The organism is Alteribacillus sp. JSM 102045, from assembly GCF_041949975.1.
Lineage (GTDB): Bacteria > Bacillota > Bacilli > Bacillales > Marinococcaceae > Alteribacillus.
Genome location: NZ_JBHFQG010000008.1, coordinates 1 through 16,585, shown reverse-complemented (window position 1 = coordinate 16,585; position 16,585 = coordinate 1). Strand labels below are relative to the sequence as shown.

Genomic DNA, 16,585 nt, shown 5'->3' with positions numbered 1-16,585 from the left:
TTTGCATAAATAATATCTCATTCTAATTGAGCTTGCATTGCTTCTGTTTTATCTTTTGTCCAATTGAGTTTTCTTTCCATCACTGCCAAAACTTGATCTTTTCACTGCTCTACTTCTTCGATTCCAAAATACAATAATCCTGTTCTACGATTAAAAAAGTCTGTTGGTGTTGCTGTCATCTCGTATTCAATAGCATATAGCAATTGTCCGTAAAGCTTTCTAGGCAGCTCTTCTTCTATACTTTTGTCTTTAAGCAGGTGAAGAAGTTCAAATATTTTTAAAGCATTTGCACCGTAAAAACGAAGCAGAAATTCTGACTCTTCTTTTGAAAGGCCAGCTTCTTTACCACGATAATTTTCTTTTTTACACTTAAAATCCTGAAGAACCGCCAACTTCCCCGCCTGATAGTTTAATATGAGCTGTCGGGCAAGGGGCAAAAATGTTCATTTTTTCACTTATAATATCCACTATTTTTTCTGCCATTTTACGATATCCTGTTAATTTTCCTCCTGCAATGGAGATTAAACCAGTGTCTGAAAAAAACTTCATCTTTTCTAGATATTTCAGAAGCAGTTTTACCTTTTCATAAATTAAAGACCTTAACCCTGCCCAGCTTGATTCAATTTCGCTATTTGTTAGCTTCAGAGATGGAAAAATATAATTTGAGGCATGCAATAATTACTCCCTGTCTTTATGAGTTGCTTTGGGAAAAGCCGTATCTCCCTCGTAATCATTGTCTGTGGTGCCAATATATGTTTTATTTTCACGGGGAATAGCAAAGATCATTCTGCCATCTGGTGCATCAAAATACAGTGCCTGCCGTAATAGAAAGCGGCTTCTTGAAAATAAAAGGTGTATACCTTTCGTTAAGTGTAAATGCTTGCCTTTATTTGTACCGTCTTTGTTGCGAAGTTCATCTACCCAAGGTCCTGCTGCATTCACAATATAATTTGCAAAAATGTCAAACGCTTTTCCTGTAATCATATATTTTGCCTTTATTCCTATCACTCTTCCGTTTTCATAAATAAATTCTTCAGCTTTAGTGTAATTTACAGCATTTGCACCGACATTCACAGCTTTCTTAATTACTTCGAGGGCCAGACGGGCATCATCGGTACGGTATTCAACATATACGCCGCTTCCAATCAAGTCCTCTTTTCTTAATAACGGCTCTTTTTCAAGCGTTTTATCTTTAGAAAGCATGTAGCGCTGTTCTTCTTTTTTAACTTTAGCAAGAGAGTCATACATACGGAGCCCGAAGGAGGTTACATGGGGGGCATTTTCATAAACCACTGCCCGTTCTCTGCCAACTTCTGCAACAAGCTTCATTTCAAACTGTATCAAATAACGAAGTCCGCCATGAACTAATTAGTAGAACGGCTCGATGTTCCTGCAGCAAAATCCTGCATCTCTATCATTCCTGTGTAAAATCCTCTCGCTGAGGAATCCAGGGTGATGCCTGCCCCTGTAATCCCTCCGCCTTTAACAAGAACATCCAGCGTATTTTCGCTCATTTTATTTAAACGTTTTTCTCTTGATGTATATGAGAATATTCCACTTTCCATTTTTACCCATTCCCTCCTGCAGTAGTCTTTCTATAATGAGGTTTACCCTTTGAATCTTAAATGATAACTATTCATTATTATCTCAGTGCTAAATCTTATTTTATATAATCTATGGTCTATTAAAGAGATTTGAAAACCTGTAATATTTTTGAAAAAGTTGAAGGGTTTCTTTTTTCTATGGAGAAATTAACTCTTAACACAAAAATATAGAGTTTTAACTTCTTAGGCGGGGGCGGATAATGGATATTTACCAATTATTTGAAGAAGATATTTATTTATTTCATCAAGGTACGCTATATCAAAGTCATCATTTACTTGGGGCTCATCCTTACACATTAGATGGCCAAACTGGATGCCGTTTTGCAGTCTGGGCTCCTCATGCAGAACAAGTAAACGTGGCTGGAGATTTTAATGGCTGGCATGGAGGAAGACATGCTTTAAATAAGATAAGCGATGCCGGATTGTGGGCAGGATTTTTTCCTCATATAAAAAACGGAGCAGCCTACAAATTTGAAATTTGGCAGCAGGATGGCTCTAAAATTCTAAAATCAGACCCTTACGCCTTCCATTCAGAGATCAGACCCGCTACAGCCTCTATTATATGCAATTTAAATAGTTTTCAATGGACAGATGAAGACTGGATGGAAAAACAAAAATCTTATAATCCTTATCAATCTCCCCTTCTTATTTATGAACTCCATGCAGGTACCTGGAAACAAAAAGAAGATGGCAGTTTTTATTCTTACAGAGAACTAGCCCATCATTTAATTCCTTATGTAAAAGATCTTGGCTATACACATATTGAACTTCTTCCACTTGCAGAACATCCGTTTGATGGTTCATGGGGCTACCAGATTACAGGTTACTTTTCTGTGACCAGCAGATATGGAACTCCAGACGATTTTAAATATTTTATTAATACTTGCCATGAAAATAACATAGGAGTGATTATGGACTGGGTTCCCGGCCATTTTTGTAAAGATGATCATGGGCTTCGTTTATTTGACGGTAAACCTTTATACGAATACCAGGACCTGCGCAAAGCAGAAAAAACATCCTGGGGGACATTAACCTTTGATTTCGGCAGACCAGAAGTCCAAAGTTTCTTAGTCTCAAACGCTGTTTACTGGTTTGAAGAATTTCATGTGGATGGCCTGCGCACAGATGCAGTAGCAAGTATGCTTTATTTAAATTTTGAAAAACACAACGGGGAAGAACCTGTCTTTAATTCTTACGGCGGTGAAGAAAACCTTGAAGCAACTGCATTTCTAAAAAAATTAAATAAAGCTGTATTTGAATATTATCCTCATGTTCTCATGATGGCCGAAGAAAGCTCCGAATGGCCTCTTGTCAGCGCCCCGGTCCACGAGGGGGGCCTGGGTTTTAATTTCAAATGGAACATGGGATGGATGAACGATATTATTAAATATATGGAAATGGACCCAATTTACCGTAAACATCACCACGAATTACTTACCTTTTCATTAATGTATGCTTACTCAGAAAATTATCTTCTCCCTTTTTCTCATGATGAAGTCGTCCATGGGAAAAAGTCACTTCTGCAAAAAATGCCTGGTGATCAATGGCAGCAATTTGCTCAGCTTCGATTATTATTTGGATATATGATGACTCACCCTGGAAAAAAACTTATGTTTATGGGCAGTGAGATTGCACAGTATGACGAGTGGAAAGACCAAGAAGGACTCGATTGGGTAGTGCTGGAATATCCGCTTCACCAGCTAATGCTCGATTATGTAAAAGTATTAAATCATTTTTATAAAGAATATTCATGTTTATATGAAAAAGACCACGATCCTGATGGTTTCTTGTGGATAGATGCTGACAATAATGACCAAAGTGTCATTGTTTTTATTCGGCAGGGAATGGAAATGGAAGATTACCTAATTATTATATGTAATTTTACTCCTGTAGTTCGCTACGATTTTAAAGTTGGAGTATTAGAACCCGGTTCTTATTTTGAGGTTTTCAACTCTGATCACGAGAACTTTGGAGGATCAGGCCAAACAAATAAAGATATTTTGTTTTCGGTACCAGTTCCATGGCATAACCAGTCACAATCCATTCAATTAAAGGTTCCACCATTTGGGATAAGTATAGTGAAAAAAAGAAATGAGCAAACAAAGGAGGCGCATACATGAAAAAAGAATGTGTAGGCATGCTTCTTGCCGGCGGTGAAGGGAAAAGACTTGGTCTCTTAACTAAAGATATGGCAAAGCCTGGGGTTTACTTTGGAGGCAAGTATCGAATTATTGATTTCACTTTAAGTAATTGCGCAAATTCAGGAATAGATACGGTGGGCGTGTTAACACAATATGCTCCCCTTGCTCTTAACAGGCATCTTGGCATAGGGCAGCCATGGGACATGGATCGTACGGATGGTGGTGCCAGCATTTTACCTCCTTACAGAGTAAAGGATGGAGGGGACTGGTATTCAGGTACGGCAGATGCCATTTTTCAAAACCTGCATTTCCTAGATCAATATAATCCTGAATTTGTTCTTGTCATATCCGGAGATCATATTTACAAAATGAATTATTCTGCAATGCTTGATTTCCATAAGGAATCTGGGGCTGAAGCATCCATATCAGTTATTGAAGTACCATGGGAAGAAACTTCACGTTTTGGCATCATGAATACCAATGATCATTTTGCTATTACAGACTTTGAAGAGAAACCGGAAAATGCCCAAAACAATCTAGCTTCGATGGGAATTTATATTTTTAACTGGCCTGTTTTGAGACAATATTTAATTGAAGATGCGGCTTGTCCTGCTTCAAGTCATGACTTTGGCAAAGATATTATCCCTTCTATGCTTAAGGACAATCGTAAACTTTTCGCTTTTCCTTTCCGAGGGTATTGGAAAGATGTCGGTACCATTCAAAGCTATTGGGAAGCTAATATGGATTTATTGGGAGATGAATCTGCTCTTCGCCTTGATGACCCTCATTGGCGTATATACACTGTAAACCCAAATCAACCTCCTCATTATATCGGACCTGACGCGACTGTAAGAGGTTCACTAATAAATGAAGGCTGCCAGGTATTTGGGAATATTCAACGATCGATTTTGTTTTATGGAGTAGAAACAAAAACGGGTTCCTGTATAAGCAACTCCGTAATCATGCCAAAAGTTAAAATTGGAAAAGACGTAATATTAGAAAGAGCTATTGTTAAGGAAAATACCTTTATACCTGATGGTTGTGTCATAAAACCTGAATCGGATGAGCAATTAATTGTGATAGATAAAGAAACGCCGTTTGAAAACTTCACTTTTGTAAACCAGCTTTAAGTGGGAAGGGAGACAAATATGACTGGAATGATGGGAGTAGTAAATCTTGATTCAGAATTCGATTTTTTGCAGGAATTAACTTATTTTAGATGCGGTGCAGCCGTGCCATTTGCCGGACGATATCGTTTAATTGATTTTACTCTGTCTAATATGTGCAACGCAGGTATTCATGAAATAGCCGTTTTCACAAGAAACAAATATCGTTCTCTTACGGATCATTTGGGAACTGGTGCAGAGTGGGACCTTGATAGAAAACGTGGAGGATTATTTATCCTCCCCCCCGACTGGAACGATCCGAGTGATGTCTCTAAAGGAGATCTGCAGCATTTTCACAACAACCGGGATTTTTTTTCCCGTGGAACACCACAGTATATTTGTGTCAGCGGAAGTCAATTTATAAGTAACATTCCTGTCCAAAAAGCCTTCCGCCACCATTTACAAACAGAAGCTGATGTGACCCTTATTACTAAAACATTTCCCGTCTTAGAGAAAGAGCACAACCACTGCCTAAAAGTAGAGTATGATGAACAGGGCTGGGTAACTGCATTTACAAATGATAAAACAAATCCAACTGTATATTCAGGCATGTATATTATTGGAAAGAAATTATTTTTAGATTTAGTAGAAGAATGTATTTCAAGAGGTAAATCAAATCTTTTCCAGGATGGTATAAAAAATAGCCTGAATAAATTGCATGTCCAAACCTATCATCATAACGGATATTCTTCCGTCATTAATTCATTAGAAAGCTATTACAAATATAACATGCGGCTGTTAGACTCAGAAAATTACCGCAAGCTCTTTTTTACGGATCAATTGATTTATACCAAAGTGAAAGATGAACCGCCAGCTAAATACAACAGTCATATTGAAGTTAAAAACTCCTTAATAGCAAATGGATGTGTCGTGAAAGGTGAGGTAGTTAACAGCATATTATTTCGTGGAGTAAAAGTAGACAGAGGTGCTAAAATTAAGAATTCTATCATCATGCAGCGCTGTCATATAAAAGAAGGAGCCGAACTAGAAGACGTTGTTATTGATAAAGACGTAACCGTTTCAGAAAAACGAACACTTATTGGTGCTAAAGAACAACCGTATGCTATTGCTAAGAGATCATCTATTTAACACAAAAGAGGAGCGAACTATGCAAAACGTCTTATTAACTGCATCAGAATGCAGTCCTTTTATAAAAACCGGAGGGCTTGCCGACGTTATCGGCTCATTGCCTTCTGCCCTAAAAAAAGTACATGACTGTACAGTGTCCGTTATTTTACCTTTATACGAAGATTCAAATATTAATCAACAGGAAGTTAATTTTGTTGCAGCTTTTAATGTTCCAGTCGGGTGGCGTAATCAACAAGCTGTTCTATATAAATTAATCCATAACGACATTACTTACTATTTCATAAAAAACTCTTATTATTTTGGAAGGAAAGGAACTTACGGGTACTTTGACGATGGAGAACGATTTGTTTTCTTTAGCAGAGCCGTCATTGAAGCCATTCCCTTTCTTTCCTTTATTCCAGATATCATCCACAGCAATGATTGGCAAACAGGTTTAATTCCTGCTTTTTTAAAAATCCTCCAGCCTATAGCAGATGTAAAATCTGTCTTTACTATCCATAACCTTCAATATCAGGGTGCTATGCCTGCAAATATGTTTTATGAATTACTTAACGTACGAGATGAACACTTTTTTGGGATGGAATGGAATGGATTACTAAATTGCATGAAAGCAGGGATTTTTCATGCAGACCTCATAACTACAGTAAGTCCTTCCTATGCTAAGGAAATACAATACAGTTATTACGGGGAAGGACTTGATCCTCTTCTTCATGACCTAAAGGATAAACTGTTCGGAGTAGTGAATGGAATAGATGTAAATGAATTCAATCCACTTACTGATACTAATTTGTACAAAAACTATCATCAATCTCCTCAAGACAAAAAAGATAATAAAAAATACCTGCAGCAAGAATGTGGACTACCTGAACGTTCTTGTGTCCCTGTTATAGGAATTGTCTCAAGACTTGTTGAACAGAAAGGGCTTTCCCTGGTCACTTGTATGCTGCATGAAATGATGCAGGAAGATGTCCAGCTTATTATTTTAGGCACCGGTGAACCTTCTATAGAAGGCTCCTTATTAGAGTCCTTACAGCAATATCGTGAACAGCTTGCAGTTTGCAATTATTTTGATGAAGGACTGGCCCGCAGAATTTATGCTGGTTCCGACTTCTTTCTAATGCCTTCTCGCTTTGAGCCTTGCGGACTTGGGCAACTTATTGCTTTACGGTATGAAACTGTACCAATTGTTCGCGAAACAGGAGGACTGCGTGATACTATTGTTCCGTTTAATGAACATACGCTAGAAGGAAATGGTTTTTCTTTTACAAATTATAATGCACATGACATGTTTCATGCGATTCAGTATGCATTAGACTTATACCGTACACCTGTACTGTGGCACAAAGTCTTACAAAACATATACACATCCTCTGTTAGTTGGGATCAATCTGCAAAAACTTATCAGTCTTTATACGAAAAGCTATAAAGTTGAAGGATTACAAGGGAGTGGGTTTATGAAAGAAAAAGAAATAGTAGAAGCCATTAGCATCCACCTAGAAAAAACATGTAGTACTACTCTTAAAAATGCAACTAATAGAGATATATTCATTGCTCTAAGTCAAATGCTGAAAGAAAAAATAAATGAAGATTGGAAACTAACACAAAATTTTTATAATAACGGTGATCAAAAACAAGTGTATTATTTTTCGATGGAATTTTTGCTCGGAAAATTAATGAAAGTTCATCTTCTAAACCTTCAATTGTTAGAACCTGTCCAAAAAGCTGTAAAAAAACTGGGCTTTTCCTTTGAAGAAGTGCTAGCTTGCGAACATGATGCCGGGCTTGGCAATGGTGGTCTAGGTAGGCTTGCAGCTTGTTTTTTAGATTCTATGTCATCTTTACAAATTCCTGGTCATGGATGCGGCATTCGTTACAAATACGGTCTGTTTGAGCAGCGGCTCATTAATCGAAATCAGGTAGAACTCCCGGATTACTGGCTTAAAGATGATTATGTATGGGAATACAGGAAACCTGAAGAAAGCGTCGAAGTAAAATTCGGCGGTGCTATCCAAATGGAAGAAAAAAACGGGCGTCTTCAGTTTTATCATCAAAATTCCGAAACTGTAAAAGCTGTGCCTTTTGATGTTCCCATCACTGGCTATAACAACCATACAGTTAACACGCTGAGATTATGGAGCGCCGAGTCTGCCCTGGACGCCGCAGCATATTCACAAAATGAACTTCCTCAGTACAATGATTATCTGGAATACAAACGATCCATTGAACAAATATCTGAATTTCTATACCCCGATGATTCACACGTGGAAGGGAAAAGGCTCAGATTAAAGCAGCAATACTTTCTTGTCTCTGCCAGTCTTCAAAATATCATCCATTCTTATAAAATTACCTACAAGAAACCATTATCAGAGTTTGCGAGCAAAACAGCGATTCAAATAAATGACACGCATCCAAGTTTAGTGGTGCCGGAATTAATGAGGTTATTAATGGATGAAGAAAGATTTAGTTGGGATGAGGCCTGGTCTATCACCACACAAACCGTAGCTTATACGAATCATACCACTCTTAGCGAGGCATTAGAAACTTGGCCCATGGATATGTTTTCCGAATTAATGCCTAGAATTTACATGATTGTCGAAGAAATCAACGAGAGATTTTGCCAGGGAATTTGGTTTGACCACAAGCAGTATAGAAAATTGATCCCTGAACTTGCTATTATAAGCTATGGACAAATAAAAATGGCTCATCTTGCGATTGTCGGCAGCCACAGCGTAAATGGAGTAGCTAAAATACACACAAATATATTAAAAAAGAAAGAAATGAAACATTTTTATGAGCTTTATCCAAAGAAATTCAATAATAAAACAAATGGGATCACTCATAGAAGATGGCTTCTTCAGATTAACCCGGAACTTTCTCGATTGATAACATCAGCGATTGGGACACAATGGAAAGAACGTCCTAAAGATTTGATAAAGCTTATACGCTATGCTGAAGATCCAGCCTTTCAGCTCAAAGCGAAAGAGGTAAAAACATATAATAAGCAGCAGCTTGCCCGTTACATTAAAGAATCAACTGGCTTAATTGTGGATGACCAGTCCATTTTTGATGTACAAATAAAAAGACTGCATGGCTATAAACGCCAGCTGCTTAATATATTTCATATTATTTATCTCTACAATACATTAAAAGAAAACCCAGATCTCGATATCATCCCGCGCACTTTTATTTTTGGGGCAAAAGCAGCGCCCGGGTATTATTTTGCTAAACATGTTATTCGCTTTATCCTTTCAGCTGCCGAGATTATTAATAATGACCCTTCCATCCAAAATAAATTAAAAGTTGTGTTTTTAGAAAACTATAACGTAACGCTAGCAGAAAAAATTATTCCTGCAGCTGATGTTAGTGAACAGATTTCAACTGCCAGTAAAGAAGCATCAGGAACGGGAAACATGAAAATGATGATGAACGGCGCCCTTACACTCGGTACTCTAGACGGAGCTAACATTGAAATAAAAGATATGGTTGGAGAACATAACATATTCACTTTCGGTCTTACTTCGGAGGAAGTTCTACATTATTATCATCACGGAGGCTACAGTGCAGAGGACCTGTATCAAACAGACGAACGGCTGAAAACTATTTTAAATCAACTGCATGATGGCTTTTTTGGTAGTGATGAAAAAGACTTTAAAGACATTTACTATAATTTACTTTCTCATAATGACGAATTTTTCGTGCTTAAAGATTTTAACAGCTATGAAGAAACACAAGAAATGGTGGACCAAACTTATCGTAATCAACAAAAATGGATGACTATGAGCATTTCTAACATTGCTCATTCTGGAAAATTTTCAAGTGATCGGACTATTTATGAGTATGCATCTGAAATATGGAAGGTTTCCAAGTCCCCTGTTTTTTCCCGTTGATACAGCCCCCTCTCTGTAGAGAGAGGAGGGATTTATTTTTTTATACTGCCAATCTCGTTTATATTACAGCGGAAACTGGTTATTAGAGGTTTATCTATATGCGTGTTATACTATTTTTTGCAAAAAGGAAGGAGGGTTTTTCTTGAACGATCATTCACCTTATCAAAAAGCTACATTTGCTGGTGGTTGTTTTTGGTGTATGATTAAGCCATTTGATGAAATGGAAGGCATTATTGAGGTTGTTTCCGGCTACACCGGAGGACATTTAGAAAATCCGTCTTATGAAGATGTGAAAACAGGCCGCTCTGGTCATTACGAAGCTGTCCAAATCACTTTTGATCCCGACTTATTTCCTTATGAAAAACTTCTGGATTTATATTGGCCTCAAATTGACCCTACTGATGATGAAGGCCAGTTTCATGACCGTGGACCACAATACAGAACAGCTATCTTTTATCACAACGATCTTCAAAAAGAATTAGCTGAAAAAACACGGCAGGAAATCATAGAAAGCGGCCGCTTCCAAAAACCGATCGTCACTAAGATTTTACCAGCAGCGACATTTTTCCCAGCTGAAGAATATCATCAGGACTTTTATAAAAAGAATGAACAAGAATATAAAGAGGACCGGGCAAAATCTGGCCGGGACGAATTTATACAATCATATTGGAAAATATAACCGGTGTTTTACTATTTAAATACCCGCCTCTGCTAATTTATTTACTATATCGCCGTTGCAAGATTTAAAGAAGTATATTAAAATATTTCCTGTAACAACGGGATGTAGCTCAGCTTGGCAGAGCACAGGCATGGGGTGTCTGGAGTCGCAGGTTCAAATCCTGTCATCCCGACCATTTACTGATTTATCAGTACTCACAGGCATTTTTAACCTTTAAAATGTTTAATGGTTTATAATACTATATTATCAATTTTTAATGAAACCACTGAAAGAGTGATAACTCTGGAAGTGGTTTTTTGTTAGTTAGATTGGCAATAGATGAGTTTTTACACCGAGAAGAAATTTCAAAAAGAGACACATAAAGAGTATCTTTTATCACACCAAGAAAAAGGAAACAACACAACCACAGTCAACAATCACCACAAATATTTAAACGCCTTTTTCCGTTGGCCAGTTGAAGAAGACATTGTAAAAGAAAATCCCTGTAATGGCATTAAGAAACAAAAAGAAGATATTCATATTCACGTGTTTACAGATGAAGAAGAAAAACTAATTGTTTCTTTAGACGAATGAACAGAAGAGAAAAAACCTTTTCTATAAGGGATTACAATTTGTTCTTAACTCTTATTTCAACCAGATTACGCCTTTATGACTAGTTAGGATTATAACAATTGGAATTGGAATTGGAATTGTAATGTTATTACCTTGTTTGTTTTTTTGTATATCCCCGGGTGCTTATATTAATGTCGATAATGGGGATAATTTTAAGCATATTGTAAATGATAAAAATGAAAAAATATAGGAGGTATGCATTATGACATTAACACCATATGACCCGTTTAGACAATTAGCAAATATGAGAAGGGATTTTGACCGTATCTTTTCTGGGCTTCCATTTGATATTAGTAATGACAATAACCATTTTGGCAACATTAAAGTAGATGTCCATGAAACTGAAAATGAAGTAGTGGCTACTTGTGATATTCCTGGTCTTGAGAAGAAAGAAGATGTAAATATTGATATTGAAAATAATGTATTAACTATAAGTGGTTCCATGAATAAAATAAATGAAATAAAAGAAGAAAATATGTATAGAAAAGAGCGCTATACAGGTAGTTTCCAACGAGCTGTAACACTTCCAAGTCCTGTTTCTAATGAAGGAGTGAAGGCAACTTACAAAAATGGCGTACTTGAGGTTAAAATGCCTAAAATAACAAAAAATAATAAAAAGAAAATTGAAGTGGACTTTCATTAAACATTCTAAGGCTAAAACAATCGACTATGCTCAACTTTAAAAACCCTGATGTTATGCTGGAGAATTTGTAACTTATCCTAGTGAAGTTGTTGAAATACAAAAGGATGGAAGTAGCACTGTAATGAGATTAACAGATACAGAACAGTCATTTGGGTCCAGTTTAAATGATATTATTTGGGTAGAATATGATGTTCTTACTATTGCTGTTAAAGGAAGTGTGGTAACTTTATATGGAGAGATACAAGGTAGTATGATTTATACATCATAAGCAGGATACAATATTTCTTTGCCTGCTATAAGGGCATAGATTCTTAATTATATAAGTGTCTATGCTTTTTTATTTTTTTAAATTTAAATGAAACAAAAATTAATTAATGTTTGCCATAAGGAAACTATTTAACCTATGAAAAATTACCCAATACAAATTTGTCATATAAATCACATCTTTCGGTGCGTTATTCATTGAAATACGATGAGATACAGTGATATTACTGCCATTAACACCTTAAGACAGCAGAGTCTGAGGTTCAAATCCTGTCTTCCCGACTACACAAAATATCATAATATAATGCTGTGTTAAAGAATTTCTCTTTGACACAGCATTTTTTTAACCAAATAAAGCAGTCAGCCATTCAATTCCGTAAAAAGAAGCCGCGGTCATTGCAAGCGTCCATAAAGCAAGACTTAGATTCATCCACAAAACAACCTTTCGTTTATTTGCTTTAAAAGCCATAGCAAATATAGTGGCCAAGTGAATGCCTGTCACTCCAGGACCAGCAAGAGCGAGGCCTGCCACTCCATATTTATTGAATATACGCTGCATTTTTTCTTTTCTTGCTTGTTTTTTTGCAAGCTTTTCTTCATCATCTTCGTGTTTCTTAATATGAGAACGCCGCTTAATAAGCTTACGGTCTTTCCATTTCTTTATCCATTTTAATTCCTTTATCCAATGCATCCCATAAATTAATAAAAACACAGGTAAAGCATTTCCGACAAAGGCTACCACTCCGACTATGACAGGATTTAATCCAGCACCTATTCCGATAGGGATTACGACTAGTAATTCAAGCCAAGGCGTTGCAGCCATTAAAAATATACTGATATACCATCCTATTACCTCTAGCATCGTCCCCACCTACTTTCTTACACATATCCCTTTCCAGAATACAGTCCATCCGGCTTCAAGTTTGTTCTCTACTTTTTCTTTTGAATAAATGAACATGTCTGTAGAAATCCCATCCAGCAGTGTATAAAAAGCCTGTAGATATATGTGTATATCTCCTGGCTCAATTTCATTGTTTTCAATACCTTCTTTGAATAAATGAATATACATCTCATCTGTTTCGCCTTCACACGTTTCAAAACGTTTAACGATATCTTCTCTAAGATCCATTGGCGGAAACATTAATACTCTCATATACATCATTCCTATACCATGAGAGCTTAAAAATTGTGCTGTTGAAATGAGGGCCTGTTTTAATTTGGTTTTTACAGTCTTTTCCTTTAAATCAGCTAAAGATTTATTAACATAGTCAACGTAAGAACGAAATACGTCATCTATCGTTGCAAAGAACAAAGCTTCCTTACTTTCAAAATGGTTATATAAAGATGGCTTTTTAATACCTACTTTCTTTGCAATGTCAGACATACTTGTTCCGTCATATCCGTGTTCTGCAAATAACTCTAAAGCTGTCTGTTTAATTTTATCTAAAGTCATATTATCAGCCCCCTATCTCTATAACTAACTAAAACTAACTAACGGTCGGTAGTTATTTTACACCGGAGTATTGTTTAAGTCAACAATAAAAGACGGTAAAATGTCGCAGTTTTTCATAAATCCATTAGAAAAACACGGCTTATCGCCGAGTCCTTATGTTGAATGACGTAGTTTTGCTTATACTGTTTACCATTTTTTCGTAACAGTATAAAAAAAGCCTGTGTTTTTTAACACAAGCTTCCATCTATTCCGTTGATTTAATGGAGAAAAATTATTTTTGTAACGTAACAGCTGTTCCATAAACCATTACTTCCGAGGTTCCGCTCATAATAGATGAAGAAGAATAACGAACTCCTACCACAGCATCTGCCCCCAGGTTTTTTGCTTCTTCTATCATTTCTTTTTCAGCGTATTCTCTCGCTTCAAGAAACATTTCTTCGTATTCTTTCATTTTTCCTCCTATAAGTCCCCTTAGACTTCCTGCTATATCTTTTCCAAGATGTTTAGCTCTTACTGTATTACCTTTTACTACACCTAATGCTTTTGTAACTTCATAGCCTGCTACTTTATCGGTGCTAACAATAATCATATTGGTCCCCCTTAAGACTTCTTCATATCTAATAAATACGGAGGAACCCGCGAAATGTTTCACAAAAAATTAAACCAATTCCGGTTCTTTTTTTGAAAAGAACCATTTTAATGCGTGGAATACATCACCTTTTTGCTTGAGGATATAATGTCGGAAACGTTCATCTTCTATCTTCCTGTAAGCCTGCATCAACGTGGAGTGTCGCTGATATTGGTTTACTTCTGCATAACCTACCATGCTTGAGACTTCCATTAATTCATTCATCAATCGCAAACATTTGTGGTTATCGGAAGTTAAATTGTCTCCATCGGAAAAATGAAAAGGATAAATATTATAAAGAACTGGAGAATAATTTTTATCTACCGTTTCAAGGGCTTTTTCATAGGCAGAAGAACAAATAGTTCCCCCACTCTCCCCTTTCGAGAAGAAATCTTCTTCACTCACAATTTTTGCTTCGGTGTGATGAGCAATAAATTCAATATCCACAGTTTCATACTTTGTCCTTAAGAACCGTACCATCCAGAAGAAAAAACTTCTTGCCATGAATTTTTCCCAGCGCCCCATTGACCCCGAAGTATCCATCATTGCAAGAACAACAGCTTTAGATTCTGGCTTAATTTTTTCATTCCAGGTTTTAAATCTTAAATCTTCATTATATATTGGATTAATATTTGGCTTTCCTTTTAACGCATTACGCTTAAACGCTGATAAAATCGTACGCCTTTTGTCAATATTGCCCATTAACCCTTGTTTACGTATGTCATTAAATTCAATGTCTTCGACAACCATTTCATCTCGTTCTTTTTGCTGCAAATTCGGAAGTGTCATTTCACTAAACAGCAGCTCTTCTAATTCTATTATTGACACTTCTGCTTCGTAATAATCTTCACCTGCTTTATCGCCTGGTTTTTTCCCTGCAGCTCCTTTTTGCTGTTTTCCTCCAGGCTCCCTTGCGATGACGTCCCCTTCTTTACTATCACCATCTCCCTGACCTGTATATTTGTTATTTTCCATATTATATCGAATTTTATATTCATCCACAGACCTAATAGGAATACGCACCACGTCTTTGCCGTTGGACATTATAATATTTTCTTCTGAAATGAGATCGGGTAAATTTTGTTTTATAGCTTCCTGCACTTTTTCCTGGTGACGTCGTTGATCTTGATAACCTTTGCGATGAAGGGACCAGTTCTCTCGAGACACTATGAAATTATGCTTACTATTTTCTGACATCATGGGCCCCCTTTCCTTGCTACCCATTTAAGAGTGGATTATTTTTATCTTATGCGATCACTTCAATATAGTTGCAAAAAATTCTGACTAAAGACCAACCTATATTTTTTAATTAAAAAAGCCTTTGCGGATACACAAAGGCTAGCGAATAAAAGTAAATTCATTTATAGGCCAGTATCTGATATTTGCTTTACCGACAATTTCTTCGATATCAATAAAACCTAATTGGCGGCTGTCCATACTATTTTGTCTGTTATCTCCAAGAACAAATACTTTGCCTTCAGGGACCTCCGTCTCCCCCGTAATTTCTTCTAACGTGAAATCGTTAGTGAAATTCTCACCCTCTACCTGGCTCTTAAATGGGGTCAAGTAGTCTTCTGTATGCTCTTCTCCATTTATATAAAGGGTATCATCTTTATATTCAATATAATCTCCCGGAAGTCCAATTACCCGTTTTATATAGTCACTTTCCTCGTTTGCATGAAATACTACCAAATCAAACCGGTCAGGCTCTGAAAATTCATATCCTATTTTATTGATAATCAATCGTTCACCATTCTCAATTGTAGGCATCATTGATTCTCCGTGTACCATATAATTGGCAAAAAAGAACGTGCGCACAATTAGTACGATGATAATAACAACGGCAAACGTTTTAATCCAATCCCAAATTTCCCGTGCTAAATTATTCATCATCTCTCCTCCATTCATTCTATTATAATGTATCATTGTTATTCGGAATCGGCAATTGTTGAGTTATGTACGTATGCGTCAAGTTTTTCTCGACATGGTTATAACACCACTATTTTTAGCACTCTATTTTTGTACGCTTTAAAACCAGCTACCGCGCTTCGCTTGGTGGCCTCCACTTTTTCGGAACCTTCTTTCGAAGCTTCCGAAAAAATGGAGGTATCATTGAAAGCTTTTCATTAACTTTCCCATGGCGGTGGAATGGGCGGTGTACAGAGCCACAGATCCTTCTTTTACCCCAGGATGCGTAGGCTGGCGCAAATGCTCTGTCATGCGCACGATCTTTCTGAGTTCTCGCTGCTGCCTTGTACTTCTAGGTTGATGCTTAAGATAAGCTTCCCGAAGCGTTTGATTGCATATCCCTTGCTTGATTTTTACCATGGATTCACCGCCCTTAGCACTCCAATGCATGCCTCTTTTTTTCATTCGAAAGGAGACATGACGCTGATTGGATTCCATGGCTCCCAGGCTC

The 16,585-nt window shown here is 36.9% G+C and carries 14 protein-coding genes, 1 tRNA gene and 2 pseudogenes; 10 read left to right on the top strand and 7 right to left on the bottom strand.

What is annotated here, in order from left to right; translation table 11 throughout:
• Nucleotides 1–17: 17 nt before the first annotated feature.
• Nucleotides 18–1,565 (bottom strand): annotated as a pseudogene (locus tag ACE1TI_RS07610) (glycerol-3-phosphate dehydrogenase/oxidase).
• A gap of 239 nt (nucleotides 1,566–1,804) precedes the next feature.
• Here ACE1TI_RS07610 and glgB point away from each other — a divergent pair.
• From glgB to ACE1TI_RS07560, 10 genes are all read left to right on the top strand, one after another.
• The gene (gene glgB, locus ACE1TI_RS07605; RefSeq protein ID WP_375006988.1) at nucleotides 1,805–3,724 is read left to right on the top strand and encodes a 1,4-alpha-glucan branching protein GlgB; all 1,920 of its coding nucleotides are present in this window, start codon (nucleotides 1,805–1,807) and stop codon (nucleotides 3,722–3,724) included.
• Nucleotides 3,721–4,875 carry a glucose-1-phosphate adenylyltransferase gene (locus ACE1TI_RS07600; protein ID WP_375006987.1) on the top strand — a complete coding sequence of 385 codons (1,155 nt, stop codon included), beginning with the start codon at nucleotides 3,721–3,723 and terminating at the stop codon, nucleotides 4,873–4,875. Before glgB ends, ACE1TI_RS07600 begins: the two co-directional genes overlap by 4 nt.
• 18 nt (nucleotides 4,876–4,893) lie before the next feature.
• Complete coding sequence (gene glgD, locus ACE1TI_RS07595; protein WP_375006986.1) at nucleotides 4,894–6,000, top strand: glucose-1-phosphate adenylyltransferase subunit GlgD; 1,107 nt, start codon at nucleotides 4,894–4,896, stop codon at nucleotides 5,998–6,000.
• 19 nt (nucleotides 6,001–6,019) lie between these two features.
• The gene (locus ACE1TI_RS07590; protein WP_375006985.1) at nucleotides 6,020–7,426 is read left to right on the top strand and encodes a glycogen synthase; all 1,407 of its coding nucleotides are present in this window, start codon (nucleotides 6,020–6,022) and stop codon (nucleotides 7,424–7,426) included.
• Between the two features lie 28 nt (nucleotides 7,427–7,454).
• Nucleotides 7,455–9,887: a glycogen/starch/alpha-glucan phosphorylase gene (locus tag ACE1TI_RS07585; protein WP_375006984.1), complete on the top strand. Its 2,433-nt coding sequence runs from the start codon at nucleotides 7,455–7,457 to the stop codon at nucleotides 9,885–9,887.
• Between the two features lie 142 nt (nucleotides 9,888–10,029).
• Nucleotides 10,030–10,566, top strand: coding sequence for a peptide-methionine (S)-S-oxide reductase MsrA (gene msrA / locus ACE1TI_RS07580; RefSeq protein WP_375006983.1), 537 nt, complete (start codon nucleotides 10,030–10,032; stop codon nucleotides 10,564–10,566).
• A 98-nt stretch (nucleotides 10,567–10,664) separates the two neighbouring features.
• A tRNA-Pro gene (locus ACE1TI_RS07575) sits at nucleotides 10,665–10,741 on the top strand.
• Between the two features lie 143 nt (nucleotides 10,742–10,884).
• Nucleotides 10,885–11,139 (top strand): phage integrase SAM-like domain-containing protein, encoded by a 255-nt coding sequence (locus tag ACE1TI_RS07570; RefSeq protein WP_375006982.1) that lies wholly within the window; start codon nucleotides 10,885–10,887, stop codon nucleotides 11,137–11,139.
• Between the two features lie 241 nt (nucleotides 11,140–11,380).
• A complete protein-coding gene (locus ACE1TI_RS07565) occupies nucleotides 11,381–11,821 on the top strand; it encodes an Hsp20/alpha crystallin family protein (RefSeq protein WP_375006981.1) in 441 nt (146 codons plus the stop codon).
• A gap of 121 nt (nucleotides 11,822–11,942) precedes the next feature.
• The gene (locus ACE1TI_RS07560; RefSeq protein WP_375006980.1) at nucleotides 11,943–12,089 is read left to right on the top strand and encodes a hypothetical protein; all 147 of its coding nucleotides are present in this window, start codon (nucleotides 11,943–11,945) and stop codon (nucleotides 12,087–12,089) included.
• A 339-nt stretch (nucleotides 12,090–12,428) separates the two neighbouring features.
• Here ACE1TI_RS07560 and ACE1TI_RS07555 read toward each other — a convergent pair whose 3' ends face one another.
• From ACE1TI_RS07555 to ACE1TI_RS07530, 6 genes and pseudogenes are all read right to left on the bottom strand, one after another.
• A complete protein-coding gene (locus tag ACE1TI_RS07555) occupies nucleotides 12,429–12,947 on the bottom strand; it encodes a small multi-drug export protein (RefSeq protein WP_375006979.1) in 519 nt (172 codons plus the stop codon).
• Between the two features lie 9 nt (nucleotides 12,948–12,956).
• Complete coding sequence (locus tag ACE1TI_RS07550) at nucleotides 12,957–13,538, bottom strand: TetR/AcrR family transcriptional regulator (RefSeq protein WP_375006978.1); 582 nt, start codon at nucleotides 13,536–13,538, stop codon at nucleotides 12,957–12,959.
• Nucleotides 13,539–13,809: 271 nt separating this feature from the next.
• Nucleotides 13,810–14,127 carry a YbjQ family protein gene (locus tag ACE1TI_RS07545; protein ID WP_375006977.1) on the bottom strand — a complete coding sequence of 106 codons (318 nt, stop codon included), beginning with the start codon at nucleotides 14,125–14,127 and terminating at the stop codon, nucleotides 13,810–13,812.
• A gap of 69 nt (nucleotides 14,128–14,196) precedes the next feature.
• Nucleotides 14,197–15,363: a sporulation protein YhbH gene (yhbH, locus tag ACE1TI_RS07540; protein ID WP_375006976.1), complete on the bottom strand. Its 1,167-nt coding sequence runs from the start codon at nucleotides 15,361–15,363 to the stop codon at nucleotides 14,197–14,199.
• 141 nt (nucleotides 15,364–15,504) lie between these two features.
• A complete protein-coding gene (gene lepB / locus ACE1TI_RS07535; RefSeq protein WP_375006975.1) occupies nucleotides 15,505–16,059 on the bottom strand; it encodes a signal peptidase I in 555 nt (184 codons plus the stop codon).
• Nucleotides 16,060–16,275: 216 nt separating this feature from the next.
• Nucleotides 16,276–16,585 (bottom strand): annotated as a pseudogene (locus ACE1TI_RS07530) (ISLre2 family transposase); the annotation flags it as partial.

What these genes read in the sequence shown, in the direction of transcription:
- glgB (WP_375006988.1), top strand. Translation starts at nt 1,805, where the DNA reads ATGGATATTTACCAATTATTTGAAGAAGATATTTATTTATTTCATCAA.
- lepB (WP_375006975.1), bottom strand. Translation starts at nt 16,059, where the DNA reads ATGATGAATAATTTAGCACGGGAAATTTGGGATTGGATTAAAACGTTT.
- ACE1TI_RS07555 (WP_375006979.1), bottom strand. Translation starts at nt 12,947, where the DNA reads ATGCTAGAGGTAATAGGATGGTATATCAGTATATTTTTAATGGCTGCA.
- ACE1TI_RS07565 (WP_375006981.1), top strand. Translation starts at nt 11,381, where the DNA reads ATGACATTAACACCATATGACCCGTTTAGACAATTAGCAAATATGAGA.
- ACE1TI_RS07560 (WP_375006980.1), top strand. Translation starts at nt 11,943, where the DNA reads ATGAGATTAACAGATACAGAACAGTCATTTGGGTCCAGTTTAAATGAT.
- yhbH (WP_375006976.1), bottom strand. Translation starts at nt 15,363, where the DNA reads ATGTCAGAAAATAGTAAGCATAATTTCATAGTGTCTCGAGAGAACTGG.
- ACE1TI_RS07590 (WP_375006985.1), top strand. Translation starts at nt 6,020, where the DNA reads ATGCAAAACGTCTTATTAACTGCATCAGAATGCAGTCCTTTTATAAAA.
- ACE1TI_RS07570 (WP_375006982.1), top strand. Translation starts at nt 10,885, where the DNA reads ATGAGTTTTTACACCGAGAAGAAATTTCAAAAAGAGACACATAAAGAG.
- ACE1TI_RS07545 (WP_375006977.1), bottom strand. Translation starts at nt 14,127, where the DNA reads ATGATTATTGTTAGCACCGATAAAGTAGCAGGCTATGAAGTTACAAAA.
- ACE1TI_RS07550 (WP_375006978.1), bottom strand. Translation starts at nt 13,538, where the DNA reads ATGACTTTAGATAAAATTAAACAGACAGCTTTAGAGTTATTTGCAGAA.
- ACE1TI_RS07600 (WP_375006987.1), top strand. Translation starts at nt 3,721, where the DNA reads ATGAAAAAAGAATGTGTAGGCATGCTTCTTGCCGGCGGTGAAGGGAAA.
- glgD (WP_375006986.1), top strand. Translation starts at nt 4,894, where the DNA reads ATGACTGGAATGATGGGAGTAGTAAATCTTGATTCAGAATTCGATTTT.
- ACE1TI_RS07585 (WP_375006984.1), top strand. Translation starts at nt 7,455, where the DNA reads ATGAAAGAAAAAGAAATAGTAGAAGCCATTAGCATCCACCTAGAAAAA.